This window comes from Streptomyces sp. NPDC001890 (genome assembly GCF_042891445.1).
Taxonomy (GTDB): domain Bacteria; phylum Actinomycetota; class Actinomycetes; order Streptomycetales; family Streptomycetaceae; genus Streptomyces.
Window position 1 is genome coordinate 279013 of the sequence record NZ_JBIATE010000008.1, and the last position, 15112, is coordinate 294124.

Below are 15112 nucleotides of genomic sequence, written 5' to 3' on the forward strand. Positions count from 1 at the left end.
AACAGCAGTGAGGAGATCGCGGTGTCTGCAATGTCGGCGGGCCGGTCCGCCCTGCGGATGGGGCCCGCGGAGCTGGTGCAGGCGGCGGCCATGGCCCGCCGCTTCTACCTCGAGGGAAAGTCGAAGATCCAGATCGCCGAGGAGTTCGGCGTCAGCCGCTTCAAGGTGGCCCGGGTCCTGGAGACGGCCCTTGAGCGCGACCTCGTACGGATCGAGATCCGCGTCCCCGCCGAACTGGACGCCGAGCGCTCCGACGCGCTCCGCGCCCGCTACGGGCTGCGCCACGCGGTCGTCGTCGAGTCACCGGCCGAGGAGCAGGACGACGCACCGGACCCGGAGAACCTGGGCGAGGTCGCGGCCGATCTTCTCGGCGAACTGGTGAACGAGGGCGATGTGCTCGGGCTGGCCTGGGGCCGGTCCACCATCCACATGGCCGCGGCGCTCGACCGGCTGCCGCCGTGCACGGTGGTCCAGCTGACCGGGGTGTACGACGCGGGGACGGCCGAGCGCGGCTCCGTCGAGGCGGTCCGGCGGGCCGCCCAGGTGTCCGGCGGCGAGGCCCACCCCATCTACGCCCCGATGCTGCTGCCCGACCCGGCGACGGCCGCCGCGCTGCGCCACCAGACCGGGATCGCCCGCGCCTTCGAGTACTTCGACAAGGTGACCGTCGCAGCGGTCTCCATCGGCTCCTGGGAGCCGGGCATCTCGACCGTGCACGACATGCTCAGCGACGAGGAGCGGGCGCACTACGCCTCGCTCGGCGTCGCGGCGGAGATGTCGGCGCACCTCTTCGACACCGAGGGGCGGCGGGTCGGCCGGGACCTGGGGGAGCGGTGCATCACGGTCGAGGCCGACCGGCTGCGCCGGATCCCCGAGGTGGTGGCGATCGCGGGCGGCCAGCGCAAGGCCGCGGCGATCGGGGCGGTGCTGAGGTCCGGGCTGGTCACCAGCCTGGTGACGGACACGGCGGCGGCCGACTACCTGCTGACGGAGTCGGCGGCACCGCAGCGGCCGGCCCTGGAGCGGGCCGACCCGGACGGCGACTGAGCGGCGCCGGGGCGACGCCCGCCGCCCCGGCGCTCGCGGAACACGCGACGCCCGGAACGCGCGATGCCCGGAACGCGCGATGCCCGGAACACGCGACGCCCGGAACGCGCGATGCCCGGACAGCGCGACGCCCGGACAGCGCGACGCCCGGACGGCGTACGCGTCGTCCGGGCGTCGCGTGTTCCGGCGGCTCAGTCCCCGACCGTGCCCAGGACCGTCGCCTCCAGGTACTCCTCGGGCTCCTCGTACTGGCTCACGTCGGCGGGGTTGTAGCGCGGGGTCTGCCGCGACCAGTCCAGGTTGCCGCGCATCCAGCTCTGCATCCCCTCCAGGTACGGGGTGAGCATCCAGGACAGCTGTGGGTACGCCGCCAGCAGCTCGGCCTCGGCGGAGAGGAAGCGCTCCGTCTCCGTGGCGATCCGCGCGCAGACGTGTTCGAGCGCCTGCCGCTCGCCGTAGCCGCGGTGGTGCCGGACCAGATGGACGAGATTGTGGATCTCGCCGAGCACCTGCTCCTTCTCGTACGAGTACACGTCGTTGGCCCAGCACACGACGTTGCACGAGGCTTCCAGCGCGGTGATGAACCGGGAGTCGTTGTGGATCGACTCGGGGGCCTCGATCCCGGCCACGATCTCTATCAGGTCCATGCAGACATGTATCGCGCCGGTGTGGCGCCGCTTGGCGATGTACGTCTCCTCGGACGGCACCACCCCGGCGGCCCGGTTCCCCGCCTCCCAGGTGGTCGTCGTCATGAGATACGTGGTGAGGTGCCACCCGAACCGGGTGCGCCAGTGCGGGGCCGCGGCCGGTGCCGTCCGCTCCCACAGGTCGGCCAGGGCGACCACGGCGGCGGGCAGCCGCCCGTCCGGCAGCGGGGCCGGCTGCTCGCCCGCGATGACGGTCCGCATCAGCTCGACCACGTCCCGCACCCGCTCCGGGCTGCGGCCGAGATGGCCGTCGTCGAGCTGGTCATCGACGAGAAACAGCCATACGAACCAGTCCGCGACGAGGTCGAGATTCTTGCTGTCGGCGGTCGGGTACACCATGCCGACGAAGGAGCCGAAGTCCGCCTGCTCGAAGCGGTCCCTGGCCGAATCACGGTGCACCAGACCGGTGTTGCGGGTCCATTCGTCGAGATGGGCCCGGGTGTTGCCGACGTTCGGGTTGGTGCGCTGGGGGAACGGGCAGTAGATGTCCGGCAGTTCGCTCTCCACGAGTGGGTCGTGATCCTCTCCGGTCGTACGGGTGACGGAAGTTGTGACCCTTCCGGCTGTTCCTCCGAGGCGTCGTCGAGACCCACGGGACCTGCGAGTTTGAAGCTACCCGACCCCTCGTCACCAGGTCCAGGGAAGATGATCGCGAATGATTCGAATGCCTTGCGGGTAGGGTCCGCGAGCAAGGCAGGTGCCACTTGCCCGGGACGCCCGTCCGGTTCCCTCGGAGGAACATACGAACGCGGGTGCCCTTTGCTGTGTCTTCGTGGAAGCGACCTGCTCCGTTTCGTATGAAAAAATGAGCGTTATGCGTTTTCTTGAGCCCGGTACTGGTCGTTACACAGAGTCCCCCTCGGTCCCGTACGACCTCACGTACGACGACGTCTTCATGGTCCCGGGCCGTTCGGCAGTCGGTTCCCGCCAGGGTGTCGATCTCTCCTCGCCCGACGGCACCGGCACCACCATCCCCCTCGTCGTCGCCAACATGACGGCCATCGCGGGCCGCCGGATGGCCGAAACGATCGCCCGCCGCGGCGGCATCGTCGTCATCCCGCAGGACATCCCGATCGAGGTCGTCACCGACGTCATCTCCTGGGTGAAGACGCGCCACCTGGTGCTCGACACACCGATCGTGCTGGCCCCGGGCCAGACGGTCGCCGACGCCCTGTCGCTGCTGCCCAAGCGCGCGCACGGCGCGGGCGTCGTCGTCGACGAGGAGCAGCGGCCCCTCGGCGTCGTCACCGAGCACGACCTGACCGGAGTCGACCGCTTCACCCAGCTCTCCGAGGTCATGTCCAAGGACCTGGTGCTGCTCGACGCGGACATCGACCCGCGCGACGCGTTCAACAAGCTGGACGGCGCCAACCGCAAGCTCGCCCCCGCGGTCGACGCGGACGGCCGGCTCGTCGGCATCCTCACCCGCAAGGCCGCCCTGCGCGCCACCCTGTACACCCCCGCCACCGACGCCGAGGGCAGGCTGCGGATCGCCGCCGCCGTCGGGATCAACGGCGATGTCGCGGGCAAGGCCAAGCAGCTTCTGGACGCGGGCGTCGACACGCTCGTCGTGGACACCGCCCACGGCCACCAGGAGTCCATGATCAACGCGGTCCGGGCCGTGCGCGCGCTCGACCCGCAGGTCCCGATCGTCGCGGGCAACATCGTCGCCGCCGAGGGCGTGCGCGACCTCGTCGAGGCCGGCGCGGACATCATCAAGGTGGGTGTCGGCCCCGGCGCCATGTGCACCACCCGGATGATGACCGGCGTGGGCCGGCCCCAGTTCTCCGCCGTCCTGGAGTGCGCCGCCGAGGCGAAGAAGTACGGCAAGCACGTCTGGGCGGACGGCGGCGTCCGGCACCCGCGCGATGTCGCCATGGCGCTCGCCGCGGGCGCGTCCAACGTGATGATCGGCTCCTGGTTCGCCGGTACGTACGAGTCGCCCGGCGACCTCCAGCAGTCCGCCGACGGCCGCTTCTACAAGGAGTCCTTCGGCATGGCGTCCGCGCGCGCCGTGAAGAATCGCACCTCGGACGAGTCCGCCTACGACCGGGCCCGCAAGGCGCTCTTCGAGGAGGGCATCTCCACCTCGCGGATGTTCCTCGACCCGGCCAGGCCCGGTGTCGAGGACCTGATCGACTCGATCATCGCGGGTGTCCGCTCCTCCTGCACCTACGCCGGCGCGGCCTCGCTGGCGGAGTTCGCCGAGAAGGCGGTCGTCGGGGTGCAGAGCGCCGCCGGCTACGCCGAGGGCAAGCCGCTGCACGCCAGCTGGAGCTGATCCCACGACCCGATGGATTCCGGTGCCCCTCCCGGCCGCTTCGGCCCGGAGGGGCACCGGCGTTTCCGGGCGGCTGCGACGGGCGGCTGCGACGGGCGGCGCGGATGACCGGTTCCGGTCCTCCGGCGGCGCGTCGGCCCGCTTCAACCCCATTGAAATATAAGTAACATGAAGCCCAGTCAGCCGCCCGTTCCTCAGTGGTAAGGGATCTCATGTCCTTCTTCACCGACCTGGCCCATCAGTACATCGACGGAGAGTGGAGGCCGGGCAAGGGGTCCTGGGACATCATCGACTTCAATCCGTACAACGGTGAGAAGCTCGCCTCGATCACGGTCGCCACGGCCGACGAGGTGGACCAGGCGTACCGGTCCGCGCAGGACGCCCAGCGGGCCTGGGGCGACACCAACCCGTACAAGCGGCGGGCGGTGCTGGAGCGGGCGCTGCGGATCGTCGAGGAGCGCGAGTCCGAGATCGGTGACGCGATCGTCGCGGAGCTGGGCGGCACCCGGCTGAAGGCGGCCTTCGAGCTGCACCTGGCCAAGGAGTTCCTGCGGGAGTCGGTCCAGCTCGCGCTGCGGCCCTCCGGGCAGATCCTGCCCTCGCCGACCGAGGGCAAGGAGAACCGGGTCTACCGGGTGCCCGTCGGCGTCGTCGGCGTCATCAGCCCCTTCAACTTCCCGTTCCTGCTGTCCCTGAAGTCGGTCGCCCCCGCCCTGGCGCTCGGCAACGCGGTGGTGCTCAAGCCGCACCAGAACACCCCGGTCTGCGGCGGCACGCTGGTGGCGAAGGTGTTCGAGGAGGCCGGGCTGCCGGCCGGCCTGCTCAACGTCGTGGTCACCGACATCGCCGAGATCGGCGACGCCCTGCTGGAGCACCCCGTTCCGCAGGTCATCTCCTTCACCGGCTCGGACAAGGTGGGGCGGCACGTCGCCACGGTCTGCGCGGCCAACCTCAAGCGCGCCGTGCTCGAACTCGGCGGCAACAGCGCGCTGATCGTCCTCGACGACGCCGATCTCGACTACGCCGTGGACGCGGCCGTCTTCAGCCGGTACGTGCACCAGGGCCAGGTCTGCATGGCCGCCAACCGGATCCTGGTCGACCGGGCGGTGGAGAAGGAGTTCACCGAGAAGTTCGTCGCCAAGGTCGCCTCGCTCAAGGTCGGGGACCCGGCGGAGCCGGACACCGTGATCGGCCCGCTGATCAACTCCTCGCAGGCCGAGGCGATTTCCTCGCTCGTCGACCAGACCGTGGCGGCCGGCGCGACGGCGCTGCTGCACGGCCGGGCCGACGGCAATCTGGTGAGCCCGTCCGTGCTGACCGGGCTGGCCGCCGATTCCCCCGTCCTGTCCCAGGAGATCTTCGGGCCGGTCGCGCTCGTCGTCCCGTTCGACGGCGAGGACGAGGCGGTACGGATCGCCAACGACACCCCGTACGGCCTGAGCGGCGCGGTGCACACCGGCGACATCGAGCGCGGCGTACGGGTCGGGCAGCGCATCCACACCGGCATGATCCACATCAACGACGGCACGGTCCACGACGAGCCGATCGTCCCCTTCGGCGGCGAGAAGAGCTCCGGCCTCGGCCGGCTCAACGGCGAGGCCATGATCGAGGCCTTCACCACCCAGAAGTGGATCTCGGTGCAGCACGGCCGCTCGCGGTTCCCGTTCTGACCGGTCGCACAACGCCGTGGGCGGGCCCGGGAGCGGGCGGCGCCGTGGTCTACTTCGGGGGCGGCCCGCGGCCGCGCCCGAAGCAGACCATCGCAGAGAAGTGAACCGCCCGAAGTGCGCCTGAACGACCTCGACGAACGCATCGTCCACGCCCTCGCCGAAGACGCCCGGCGCTCCTACGCGGACATCGGCGCGATGATCGGCCTGTCCGCGCCCGCCGTGAAACGCCGGGTGGACCGGCTGCGCGCCGAGGGCGCCATCACCGGCTTCACGGTCCGGGTCGACCCGGCGGCGCTGGGCTGGGAGACCGAGGGGTTCATCGAGATCTACTGCAGCCGCAACACCTCGCCGGAGGCGATCAAGCAGGGCCTCGCGCGCTACCCGGAGATCGCCTCGGCCTCCACGGTGACGGGGGAGGCCGACGCGATCGTGCAGGTCTTCGCCGCCGACATGCGCCACTTCGAACAGGTCCTGGAGCGGATCGCGGGCGAGCCGTACGTGGAGCGGACGAAGTCCGTGCTGGTGCTGTCTCCGCTGCTGCGGCGGTACTCCTCGGGCGCGCCGGAGTAGGTTCCCGCAGCCGGTCCCGGTGAGACCCAGATCACCCTTTTGACCTGCGCGGACGTCCCACGCAATGAATCACCGCCGGTGGCCTCCGGCGCGCAATGGATCGACGGTGCACGCGCAACGCTCGCGCCTTGTCCGGTGTGATCGGCGGACCGTACCTTCGATACGTCCCCGCCAGCCCGCACCGCCCGAGGTCAGCCATGCCGCCGTTGCGCACCGCCCTGCTCCAGAACTCCGGACGACCCGGGCACGTGGCCGGGAACATCGAGGTGCTCGACGGCGCGGCGCGGCGGGCGGCGGACGCCGGGGCGCGGCTCCTGGTCTGCCCCGAGCTGTTCCTGACCGGGTACGCGATCGGGGACGCGGTACCCCGGCTGGCCGAGCCGGCCGACGGGCCGTCCGCCCTGGCCGTCGGCGAGATCGCCGCCCGGCACCGGCTCGCCGTCCTCTACGGATACCCGGAGCGCGCCGGCGAGCGGATCTTCAACGCCGCACAGCTCATCGGCCCGGACGGGACACCGCTCGCCAACTACCGCAAGACCCATCTCTTCGGCTCCTTCGAGCACGAGTGGTTCACCCCGGGCGAGCGGACCGTGGTCCAGGCCGAGCTGGACGGCGTACGCATCGGGATCATGATCTGCTACGACGTCGAGTTCCCGGAGAACGTCCGCGCCCACGCGCTGGCCGGCACCGATCTGCTCCTGGTGCCCACCGCGCAGATGCATCCCTTCCAGTTCGTCGCCGAGTCCCTCGTGCCGGTCCGCGCCTTCGAGAACCAGATGTACGTGGCGTACGTCAACAGGACCGGTCCGGAGGGCGAGTTCGAGTTCGTCGGGCTGAGCTGCCTGGCCGGTCCCGACGGCGCCGTCCGCAGCCGCGCCGGACGCGCAAAGGAACTCGTCGTCGGCGAGGTGGACCCCGCGCTGCTGAGCGCCTCGCGGGCCATGAACCCGTATCTGCACGACCGCCGCCCCGGCCTGTACGGCTCCCTCGTCTGAGCCCGCCCCACCGTTCCACCGCCCTTCGCGCAAGGAGTCCCCACCCCATGACGTCCACGGTGCCCAACGCCGTCCAGCACACCGACGCCGCCGAGCCGATCACCATGTTCGGGCCGGACTTCCCCTACGCGTACGACGACTTCCTGGCGCACCCCGCCGGCATCGGGCAGATACCGGCGACCGAGCACGGCACCGAGGTCGCCGTCATCGGCGGCGGGCTCTCCGGCATCGTGGCCGCCTACGAGCTGATGAAGATGGGGCTCAGGCCCGTCGTCTACGAGGCGGACCAGATCGGCGGCCGGCTGCGCACCGTCGGCTTCGACGGCTGCGATCCGCAGCTCACCGCCGAGATGGGCGCGATGCGCTTCCCGCCCTCCTCCACCGCGCTCCAGCACTACATCGACCTGGTCGGCCTGGAGACGAAGCCGTTCCCCAACCCGCTCTCCCCGGCCACTCCCTCGACCGTCGTCGACCTCAAGGGCGAGTCCCACTACGCACGGACCATCGACGACCTGCCGCAGGTCTACCGGGACGTGATGGACGCCTGGAACCGCTGCCTGGAGGAGGGCGCGGACTTCTCCGACATGAACCGCGCGATGCGGGAGCGCGACGTGCCGCGCATCCGGGAGATCTGGGCGAAGCTCGTCCAGAAGCTCGACAACCAGACCTTCTACGGATTCCTCTGCGACTCCGACGCCTTCAAGTCCTTCCGCCACCGGGAGATCTTCGGCCAGGTCGGCTTCGGCACCGGCGGCTGGGACACCGACTTCCCCAACTCCATCCTGGAGATCCTCCGCGTCGTCTACACCGAGGCGGACGACCACCACCGGGGCATCGTCGGTGGCAGCCAGCAGCTCCCGCTGCGGCTCTGGGAGCGCGAACCGCGCAAGATCGTCCACTGGCCGCTCGGTACGTCGCTGTCCTCGCTGCACGACGGCGAGCCGCGCCCCGCCGTGACCCGGCTGACCCGCACCGCCGGCAACCGGATCACGGTCACCGACGCCACCGGCGACATCCGCACCTACCCGGCCGCGATCTTCACCGGGCAGTCCTGGCTGCTGCTCTCGAAGATCGACTGCGACGACGCGCTGTTCCCGATCGACCACTGGACGGCGATGGAGCGCACCCACTACATGGAGTCGTCCAAGCTCTTCGTCCCCGTCGACCGGCCGTTCTGGCTCGACCAGGACGAGGCCACCGGGCGGGACACCCTGTCGATGACGCTCACCGACCGGATGACCCGGGGGACGTACCTCCTGGACGACGGCCCCGACGAACCCGCCGTCATCTGCCTCTCGTACACCTGGTGCGACGACAGCCTGAAGTGGCTGCCGCTCTCCCCGAACGAGCGCATGGACGTCATGCTCAAGTCGCTCGGCGAGATCTATCCGGACGTCGACATCAGGAAGCACATCATCGGCAACCCGGTGACGGTGTCCTGGGAGAACGAGCCGTGGTTCATGGGCGCGTTCAAGGCCAACCTGCCGGGCCACTACCGCTACCAGCGGCGGCTGTTCACCCACTTCATGCAGGACCGGCTGCCCGCCGACCGCCGGGGCCTGTTCCTCGCGGGCGACGACATCTCCTGGACGGCCGGCTGGGCCGAGGGCGCCGTACAGACCGCGCTGAACGCCGTGTGGGGTGTGATGACCCGGTTCGGCGGCGCGACCGATGCGACGAACCCCGGCCCCGGCGACGTCTTCGACGACATCGCCCCGGTCGAACTCCCGGAGGACTGAGAGGCGTTACGGCCTTTCCGTCACGCAGGGCGGCAGACGCTGCGCTGCCGGCCGAGGCCCGAGATCTCGACCTCCATCACATCGCCCGGACCCAGGTACGGAAAGCGGCCGGACAGCGCCACGCCCTGCGGGGTGCCGGTGTTGATGACGTCGCCGGGCTCCAGCACCAGGTACTGCGACAGGTGGTGCACCAGGTGCGCCACGCTGAAGATCATGTCCGCGGTGGAGGAGTCCTGCCGGGACTCGCTGTTGACGTAGCTGCGCAGCCGCAGCTGCTGCGGGTCGCCCACCTCGTCGGCCGTCACCAGCACCGGGCCCAGCGGATTGAACGTGGCGCAGCTCTTGCCCTTGGACCACTGTCCGCCCGACTCCTCCAGCTGGAAGGCCCGTTCGGAGACGTCGTTGCTGACGGCGTAGCCCGCGATGTGGGCGGCGGCGTCGGCGGGGGAGTCCAGGTAGGAGGCGCGGCGGCCGATGACGACGGCCAGCTCCACCTCCCAGTCCGTCTTCTTCGAGCCGCGCGGGATCAGCACGTCGTCGTACGGGCCGACGACGGTGTTCGGCGACTTGTAGAAGAGGATCGGCTGCTCGGGCGGCTCGGCCCCCGACTCCGCCGCGTGGGCCGCGTAGTTCTGGCCGATGCAGAGCAGCGCGGAGGGCCGGGCCACGGGGGCGCCGATCCGTTGGCCGGTGATGTCGGTCTCCGGGAGCACCGGCTCGGCGGGCACCAGGTGCGGGTTGTCGGCGAGCGCGGCGAGGAACGCTCCGTCGATGTCGTCGGTGATGCCGGACAGGTCGTAGTGGCGGCCCTCGGGGCAGACGAGGACGGGGCGCTCGTGGCCCGGCTCGCCGATGCGCATCAGTCGCATGAAGTGAGATCTCCTGAACGGTACGGGGGTAAGGGGCTCGGCGAGCCCTCAGTGCAGACGGGTCAGGGCGTCGGCGGTGACGGCGTGGACCGGGGGTCGCCCGGCGAGCAGCCGCAGCACCTCGTTGACGGCGCTGGTGCCCAGCCGCTGCCGGCACTCGACGCTGCCCGCCGCCTGGTGCGGGGTGAGCAGCACGTTCGGCAGGGCACGGAACGGGTGGTCGGCGGGCAGCGGCTCGTCGTCGAAGACGTCGATCGCCGCGTCCAGCCGGCCGGTGGCCAGCTCGGCCAGGAGCGCGTCCTCGTCGACCAGCCACGACCTGGCGGTGTTCACCAGACCCGCCCCGTCCGGCATCAGCGCCAGCTGTCCGGCGCCGATCATCCGGTGGGTCTCCTCGGTGACCGGTGCGTGCACGGCCACGATCCTGCTGTGCGCGAGCAGCGCTTCGAGGGGTACGCGCTCCACGCCGAGTTCCTCGGCGTCCGCGGCGGACAGATACGGGTCGGTGACGCTCACCCGCGCCCCCATCGCCCGCGCCAGGGCGATGTAGGCGCGCCCGGTGCGGGAGGCACCGATCACGCCGATGCGGCTGCCGTGGATCTCGTGGCGCGGCGGGGCCTCGCTCGCCGCCGCCCACTCCTGCCCGCCGCGCAGGGCGTGGTCGAAGCGCTGGATGCGGTGGAGCAGGGAGAGCGTGAAGGCGAGGGCCACCTCGGCGACCGGGCGGGCCATCTCGTCACCGGCCTGGGTGACCAGGATGCCGCGCCGGAACACCTCCTCGGTGACATAGGGCGCGACCGCCGAGCCGGTGTGCGCCACCAGCTCCAGCCGGTCGGCCGATGCGAGGAGCCCGGCGTCCACCCTGGGCGCCCGCCACGAGGTGATCAGCGCACGGGCGCCGGGCAGCGCGGCCGCGACCGCCGCCCGGTCCCCGTGGTCGTCGACGACGATGAGTTCGGCCGCCCGCTCCAGCTCCTGCCACACCTCGGCGGTGAAGAACTGGGCCCGCAGGCCCGGCGGTACGGCGACGACCACCCGGGAGCGGTCGGCAGGATCAGGAGAGCCAGGCATCGAGGTGCTCCGCAACGAAGGCGTCATCGGTCAGCCAAGGGTAGGCCGCGGCCACCCGGCTGATCTCCTCGGCCTGTCCGGGGGAGAGCGTCTCGGCCGGGTCCAGGCACCGGATGTTCGCCAGCAGGCCCTGGCGGCGCAGCACTTCGTGGACCCCGGCGATGCAGCCGCGGAACGCGCCGCGCACATCGAAGACCGCGCTGTTGGCGTCGGTCAGTTCGGGGCGCCGGGCCAGACAGCGCACCATCGCCCCGTGGTCCCCGCCGCGCGCCCTGCGGACGTCGTCGAGGAGGGTCACCGCGGAGCCGGTCCACACGGCCCACTGGCCGAGGAGTCCGCCCGCGAACCAGCGCGGCCCGCCGCCCGCCGTCTCGTACGGGGTGAGCAGATCACCGATGATGTCGTCGTCGTTGCCGGTGTACAGCGCCACCTCGTCGGCCCGGTCGGCGGCGGCCACGGCGCGTACGACATCGGCGGTGCGGTAGCGGTCGAACGGGGCGATCTTCACCGCGGCCGTGTTCGGCAGATCGGTGAACGAGGACCAGAAGTGCGGCGACAGGTAGCGTCCGCCGACCGCCTCCTGGAGGTAGAAGCCGATCACCGGCAGCACCTCGCCGACCGCCCGCGCCCGCTCCAGCAGGCCCTTCTCGTCCGCGCCCGGCACGGCCGGGCTGAGCAGCACCGCGTCGTAACCGAGCTCGGCGGCGGTCTCGGCCTCCGCGACGGCCTGTGCCGTGTAGCCGCAGGCACCGGCGACCTTGATGAACGGCCGGCCGGCCTCGGCGTCGATCGTCTCGGCGGCGAGCTCCAGGACCGGCCGGAACAGGCCGACCTCCGGTTCGCGGATCTCGAACTGGGTGGTGTGCACGGCGACGGCGACGCCGCCCGCGCCCGAGGCGAGGTAGTAGCGGGTCAGGGCCCGCTGCCGGCGCTCGTCGAAGGAGCCGTCGTCATGCAGGGCGAGCGGGTGCGCGGGGATCACCGCACCGTGGGCGAGTGCGTCCAGGGCGGGGGTCGGTGCGAGGGAGGGAGTGGACATGGGGTGGATCAGAACCTTCCGTCACGGACCTGGAACTTGGTGGGCTTGCCGGACAGCGGCAGCCCGCGGCGCAGCCAGTCGGCCTGCCATTCGACGAGGGTGCGCAGCGTGACGTCCGGATAGCCGAACAGCGCGTGGCAGCGGCTCGCGTCGGAGAGCAGCGCGGTGGGCGCCTCCTCGCCGGCGAAGACCGGCTCCTTGCCGAACTCCTCGCCGAACCACCGGGCGATGCGGCGCACCGAAGCGGTCTCGGGGCCGGTGAGGTTGAGGGTGAACGCCTCGCCATCGGTGGCGTGCAGCAGCGAGCGCAGCGCGACCTCGTTGGCGTACCCCTGCCACACCACATTGGCGTGACCGGTCGTCACATCGACGCTCTCGCCGGCCTGTACCCGGTACGCGATGTCGGCGAGGACGCCGTAGCGCAGGTCGACCGCGTAGTTGAGGCGGATGTTGGCGACCCTGGTGCCACGGGTCAGCGCCGCGTGGCCGAAGATCCGCTCCCGGCCCAGGCACGACATGGCGTACTCGCCGACCGGGCCCACCGGGTCGCTCTCGGTGCAGCCGCCGGAGGAGACCGGGACCAGCGGGTACACATTGCCGGTGGAGAACGCGGCGATCCGCGCCCCCGACCAGCGGCGCGCCACCCGGTCCGGCATCGCGGCGTTCACCGCCCAGGCGTGCGAAGGGGCTCCGGCGGAGCCGAACTTGGCGCCGACCATGAAGACGACGTTCCCGGCGTCCGGCAGTCCGGCCAGGTCGGCGGCCGGGTCCATCAGGTCGAAGGCCACGGTGGAGACCCCGGCGGCCTCCAGCTCGTCGGCGGCGGACTTGTCGGACCAGCGGGAGACCGCGTACACGGTCACGTCCTGGCGGCCCGCGGCGTCCAGCGCCCGGCGGGCCAGCCGGCACAGGCTGGGGCCCATCTTGCCGCCGGCGCCGAGCACCAGCAGATCGCCTTCGAGGCGGCCGAGATCGGCGACGAGCGCGGGGGAGGGGGTGGCGAGCCGCTCTTCGAGCGCGGCCTCATCGGTGAACATTGGTTGCTATCCCTTGATTCCGGACGCGGTGACGCCCTCGGTGAAGTAGCGCTGGCCCACCATGTACGCGGCGAAGATGGGCACGAACGCGATGACGGAGCCGGAGAGCACCACATTGAGCGGCACGTTCTGCTGCTGGAGCGAGGCGATGCCGACGGTCAGGGTGCGCATGTCGGTGGACTGGCCGATGACCAGCGGCCACAGGAAGTCGTTCCAGTGCCACAGGAAGACGAAGACACCGAGGGTGGCCAGGATCGGCTTCAGCAGCGGCAGCACGATCCGGTAGAAGATCTGCCACTCGTTGCAGCCGTCGAGCCGGGCCGCCTCGAAGAGTTCGTCCGGCAGTCCCTGGATGAACTGCCGCATCAGGAACACCGCCTGGGCGTTGGCCAGGGTCGGCACGATCAGACCCCAGTACGTGTCCACGCCGCCCAGCTTCGCGATCATCGCGAAGGTCGGGATCATCGTGACGTGGTACGGGACCATCACCATCGACAGGAACGACCAGAACATCGTCTCCCGGCCGGGGAAGCGCTTCTTGGCGAAGGCGTACCCGGCGAGCGAGGCGAGCAGCAGCACGCCGACGACCGAGACGACCGAGTAGATCAGCGTGTTGAACAGCCAGCGCGGTACGTCCTGGGCGTTCATGACGGTGTCGTACGCCTCGCCGGTCAGCGGCCACGGCAGCAGGCTGCCGGGGAACTCGACCGCCGCGGACGGCTTCAGGGAGAGCACGACCATCGCGTAGAACGGGAAGATCGTCACGATCGCGGCCACCGTCAGCAGCACGGCGCGGCCGATCCGGCCGGCCCGGGTGGGCCGCATGCCGTGCGGAACGGTGTCCTGCTCCGAGAGCTTGCGCAGCTTGCGTGCGGCGCGGCGCTCGGCCCGGTCGGGGGCGGCGGGGGGCTTCGGCGCGGGCGGGGCCTCGGTCTGGGCGGGTGCTGCGGTCATGGTCACTGGTCCTTCCCGATCACGAGCCGCTGGATCACCGCGACCACCACGGTCAGCGCGAAGAGCGCGACGCCGATGGCGGAGGCGTAACCCAGGTCGAAGTACTTGAAGCCCGCGTCGTAGAGCTGGAAGACGAGCGTGTAGCTGGCGTTGGCGGGGCCGCCGCCGGTCATCGTGTAGACCGCGTCGAAGACCTGGAACGAGGCCGTCGTCTCGATCACGGCGAGGAAGAACAGGGCGGGCTTGAGCTGCGGCAGCACGATGTACCGGAACCGCTGCCAGGGGCCCGCGCCGTCGGTGAGCGCCGCCTCCTCCAGCTCACGCGGGATGTCCTGCATCCGGGCCAGCAGGATGAGCATCCCGTACCCGAAGCGGGACCAGACGCCGACGATCGCGAGCGCGGGCAGCACCAGCACGTCGTCGGAGAGCCAGGAGCCCTCGGACATCCCGAACCAGCCCATCAGGGTGGACCACGGCCCACCGGTGGAGAAGATCCAGACGAAGACGGTGGCGGCCAGCACCAGCGAGGTGACGACCGGCAGGAAGAACACCGAACGGAAGAACTTGGCGCCGCGGAACGCGCGGCGGGTGATCAGCGCCAGGGACACCGAGGCGATCAGCGTGCCCGGCACCGCGAGCACGGTGTAGAGGACCGTGACCTTCAGCGCCTGCCAGAACAGCGGGTCGTCCCACAGGCGGGTGAAGTTGTCCAGCCCGATGAAGCTGCCGCCGCCCGTCAGGGAGTAGTCGGTGAAGCTCATCAATACCCCGGCGATGCCCGGACCGAACCGGAACGCCAGGAAGAGCAGGAAGCACGGAAGGACGAAGAGCAGGCCGATCCGGGCCTCGCGGCGCGCCTGCGGCCCGCTGCGACGGCCCCGGCGGGTTGGTTCCGCGACGACTGCCACGGGGATCTCCTTGCGGTACGGGGGAATTGCGGGGGGTCGGGGGAGTGCCCCGGGGAGGGCGCGGTACCGGGTCCGAGTGCGGCCGGACCCGGTACCGCGCCCGGTCGGTCAGCGGCCGAGCATCGCCTGCGCGGCCTTCTGCGCGGCGTTCAGCGCCTCCTGCGGGCTCTTCTTGCCCAGCAGCGCCGCCTGGATCTCCGGGGCGAGGACGCCCTGCACCTCACG

13 protein-coding genes are annotated in these 15112 nt (G+C 71.0%); 6 read left to right on the forward strand and 7 right to left on the reverse strand.

Annotation, left to right across the window (positions count from 1 at the left end; genetic code table 11):
• The first annotated feature begins 30 nt into the window (after positions 1-30).
• The gene (locus ACFYY1_RS22295; protein WP_072484555.1) at positions 31-1047 is read left to right on the forward strand and encodes a sugar-binding transcriptional regulator; all 1017 of its coding nucleotides are present in this window, start codon (positions 31-33) and stop codon (positions 1045-1047) included.
• A 191-nt stretch (positions 1048-1238) separates the two neighbouring features.
• Here ACFYY1_RS22295 and ACFYY1_RS22300 read toward each other — a convergent pair whose 3' ends face one another.
• On the reverse strand, positions 1239-2261 hold the full coding sequence (locus ACFYY1_RS22300; RefSeq protein ID WP_388588058.1) for a terpene cyclase: 1023 nt from the start codon (positions 2259-2261) through the stop codon (positions 1239-1241).
• A gap of 307 nt (positions 2262-2568) precedes the next feature.
• Between ACFYY1_RS22300 and ACFYY1_RS22305 the strand changes: the two genes are divergently transcribed.
• The 5 genes from ACFYY1_RS22305 (at position 2569) to ACFYY1_RS22325 (ending at position 9009) form a co-directional block, all read left to right on the forward strand.
• A complete protein-coding gene (locus ACFYY1_RS22305) occupies positions 2569-4035 on the forward strand; it encodes a GuaB1 family IMP dehydrogenase-related protein (protein ID WP_388588061.1) in 1467 nt (488 codons plus the stop codon).
• 212 nt (positions 4036-4247) lie between these two features.
• On the forward strand, positions 4248-5705 hold the full coding sequence (locus ACFYY1_RS22310) for an aldehyde dehydrogenase family protein (protein ID WP_388588064.1): 1458 nt from the start codon (positions 4248-4250) through the stop codon (positions 5703-5705).
• Between the two features lie 114 nt (positions 5706-5819).
• Positions 5820-6275 (forward strand): Lrp/AsnC family transcriptional regulator, encoded by a 456-nt coding sequence (locus ACFYY1_RS22315; RefSeq protein ID WP_189543760.1) that lies wholly within the window; start codon positions 5820-5822, stop codon positions 6273-6275.
• A 197-nt stretch (positions 6276-6472) separates the two neighbouring features.
• The gene (locus ACFYY1_RS22320) at positions 6473-7270 is read left to right on the forward strand and encodes a carbon-nitrogen hydrolase family protein (RefSeq protein WP_388588066.1); all 798 of its coding nucleotides are present in this window, start codon (positions 6473-6475) and stop codon (positions 7268-7270) included.
• A gap of 47 nt (positions 7271-7317) precedes the next feature.
• Positions 7318-9009, forward strand: coding sequence for a flavin monoamine oxidase family protein (locus ACFYY1_RS22325; RefSeq protein ID WP_388588069.1), 1692 nt, complete (start codon positions 7318-7320; stop codon positions 9007-9009).
• A 20-nt stretch (positions 9010-9029) separates the two neighbouring features.
• Here ACFYY1_RS22325 and ACFYY1_RS22330 read toward each other — a convergent pair whose 3' ends face one another.
• Genes ACFYY1_RS22330 through ACFYY1_RS22355 form a run of 6 tightly spaced genes read right to left on the reverse strand, consistent with a single transcriptional unit; the run spans position 9030 to position 14887 of the window.
• Complete coding sequence (locus ACFYY1_RS22330; RefSeq protein ID WP_388588071.1) at positions 9030-9878, reverse strand: fumarylacetoacetate hydrolase family protein; 849 nt, start codon at positions 9876-9878, stop codon at positions 9030-9032.
• 48 nt (positions 9879-9926) lie between these two features.
• Positions 9927-10949, reverse strand: coding sequence for a hydroxyacid dehydrogenase (locus ACFYY1_RS22335; RefSeq protein WP_388588074.1), 1023 nt, complete (start codon positions 10947-10949; stop codon positions 9927-9929).
• Complete coding sequence (locus ACFYY1_RS22340; RefSeq protein WP_388588077.1) at positions 10933-11988, reverse strand: dihydrodipicolinate synthase family protein; 1056 nt, start codon at positions 11986-11988, stop codon at positions 10933-10935. The genes ACFYY1_RS22335 and ACFYY1_RS22340 overlap by 17 nt, the downstream gene beginning before the upstream one ends.
• Before the next feature lie 8 nt (positions 11989-11996).
• Entirely contained in the window at positions 11997-13025 is a 1029-nt protein-coding gene (locus ACFYY1_RS22345; protein ID WP_388588080.1) for an NAD-dependent epimerase/dehydratase family protein, read from the reverse strand.
• 6 nt (positions 13026-13031) lie between these two features.
• Positions 13032-13979, reverse strand: coding sequence for a carbohydrate ABC transporter permease (locus tag ACFYY1_RS22350; RefSeq protein WP_388588083.1), 948 nt, complete (start codon positions 13977-13979; stop codon positions 13032-13034).
• A gap of 2 nt (positions 13980-13981) precedes the next feature.
• On the reverse strand, positions 13982-14887 hold the full coding sequence (locus ACFYY1_RS22355) for a carbohydrate ABC transporter permease (RefSeq protein WP_388588086.1): 906 nt from the start codon (positions 14885-14887) through the stop codon (positions 13982-13984).
• Positions 14888-15112 lie beyond the last annotated feature (225 nt).

What these genes read in the sequence shown, in the direction of transcription:
- ACFYY1_RS22320 (WP_388588066.1), top strand. Translation starts at nt 6,473, where the DNA reads ATGCCGCCGTTGCGCACCGCCCTGCTCCAGAACTCCGGACGACCCGGG.
- ACFYY1_RS22305 (WP_388588061.1), top strand. Translation starts at nt 2,569, where the DNA reads ATGCGTTTTCTTGAGCCCGGTACTGGTCGTTACACAGAGTCCCCCTCG.
- ACFYY1_RS22335 (WP_388588074.1), bottom strand. Translation starts at nt 10,949, where the DNA reads ATGCCTGGCTCTCCTGATCCTGCCGACCGCTCCCGGGTGGTCGTCGCC.
- ACFYY1_RS22325 (WP_388588069.1), top strand. Translation starts at nt 7,318, where the DNA reads ATGACGTCCACGGTGCCCAACGCCGTCCAGCACACCGACGCCGCCGAG.
- ACFYY1_RS22330 (WP_388588071.1), bottom strand. Translation starts at nt 9,878, where the DNA reads ATGCGACTGATGCGCATCGGCGAGCCGGGCCACGAGCGCCCCGTCCTC.
- ACFYY1_RS22295 (WP_072484555.1), top strand. Translation starts at nt 31, where the DNA reads ATGTCGGCGGGCCGGTCCGCCCTGCGGATGGGGCCCGCGGAGCTGGTG.
- ACFYY1_RS22345 (WP_388588080.1), bottom strand. Translation starts at nt 13,025, where the DNA reads ATGTTCACCGATGAGGCCGCGCTCGAAGAGCGGCTCGCCACCCCCTCC.
- ACFYY1_RS22310 (WP_388588064.1), top strand. Translation starts at nt 4,248, where the DNA reads ATGTCCTTCTTCACCGACCTGGCCCATCAGTACATCGACGGAGAGTGG.
- ACFYY1_RS22340 (WP_388588077.1), bottom strand. Translation starts at nt 11,988, where the DNA reads ATGTCCACTCCCTCCCTCGCACCGACCCCCGCCCTGGACGCACTCGCC.
- ACFYY1_RS22350 (WP_388588083.1), bottom strand. Translation starts at nt 13,979, where the DNA reads ATGACCGCAGCACCCGCCCAGACCGAGGCCCCGCCCGCGCCGAAGCCC.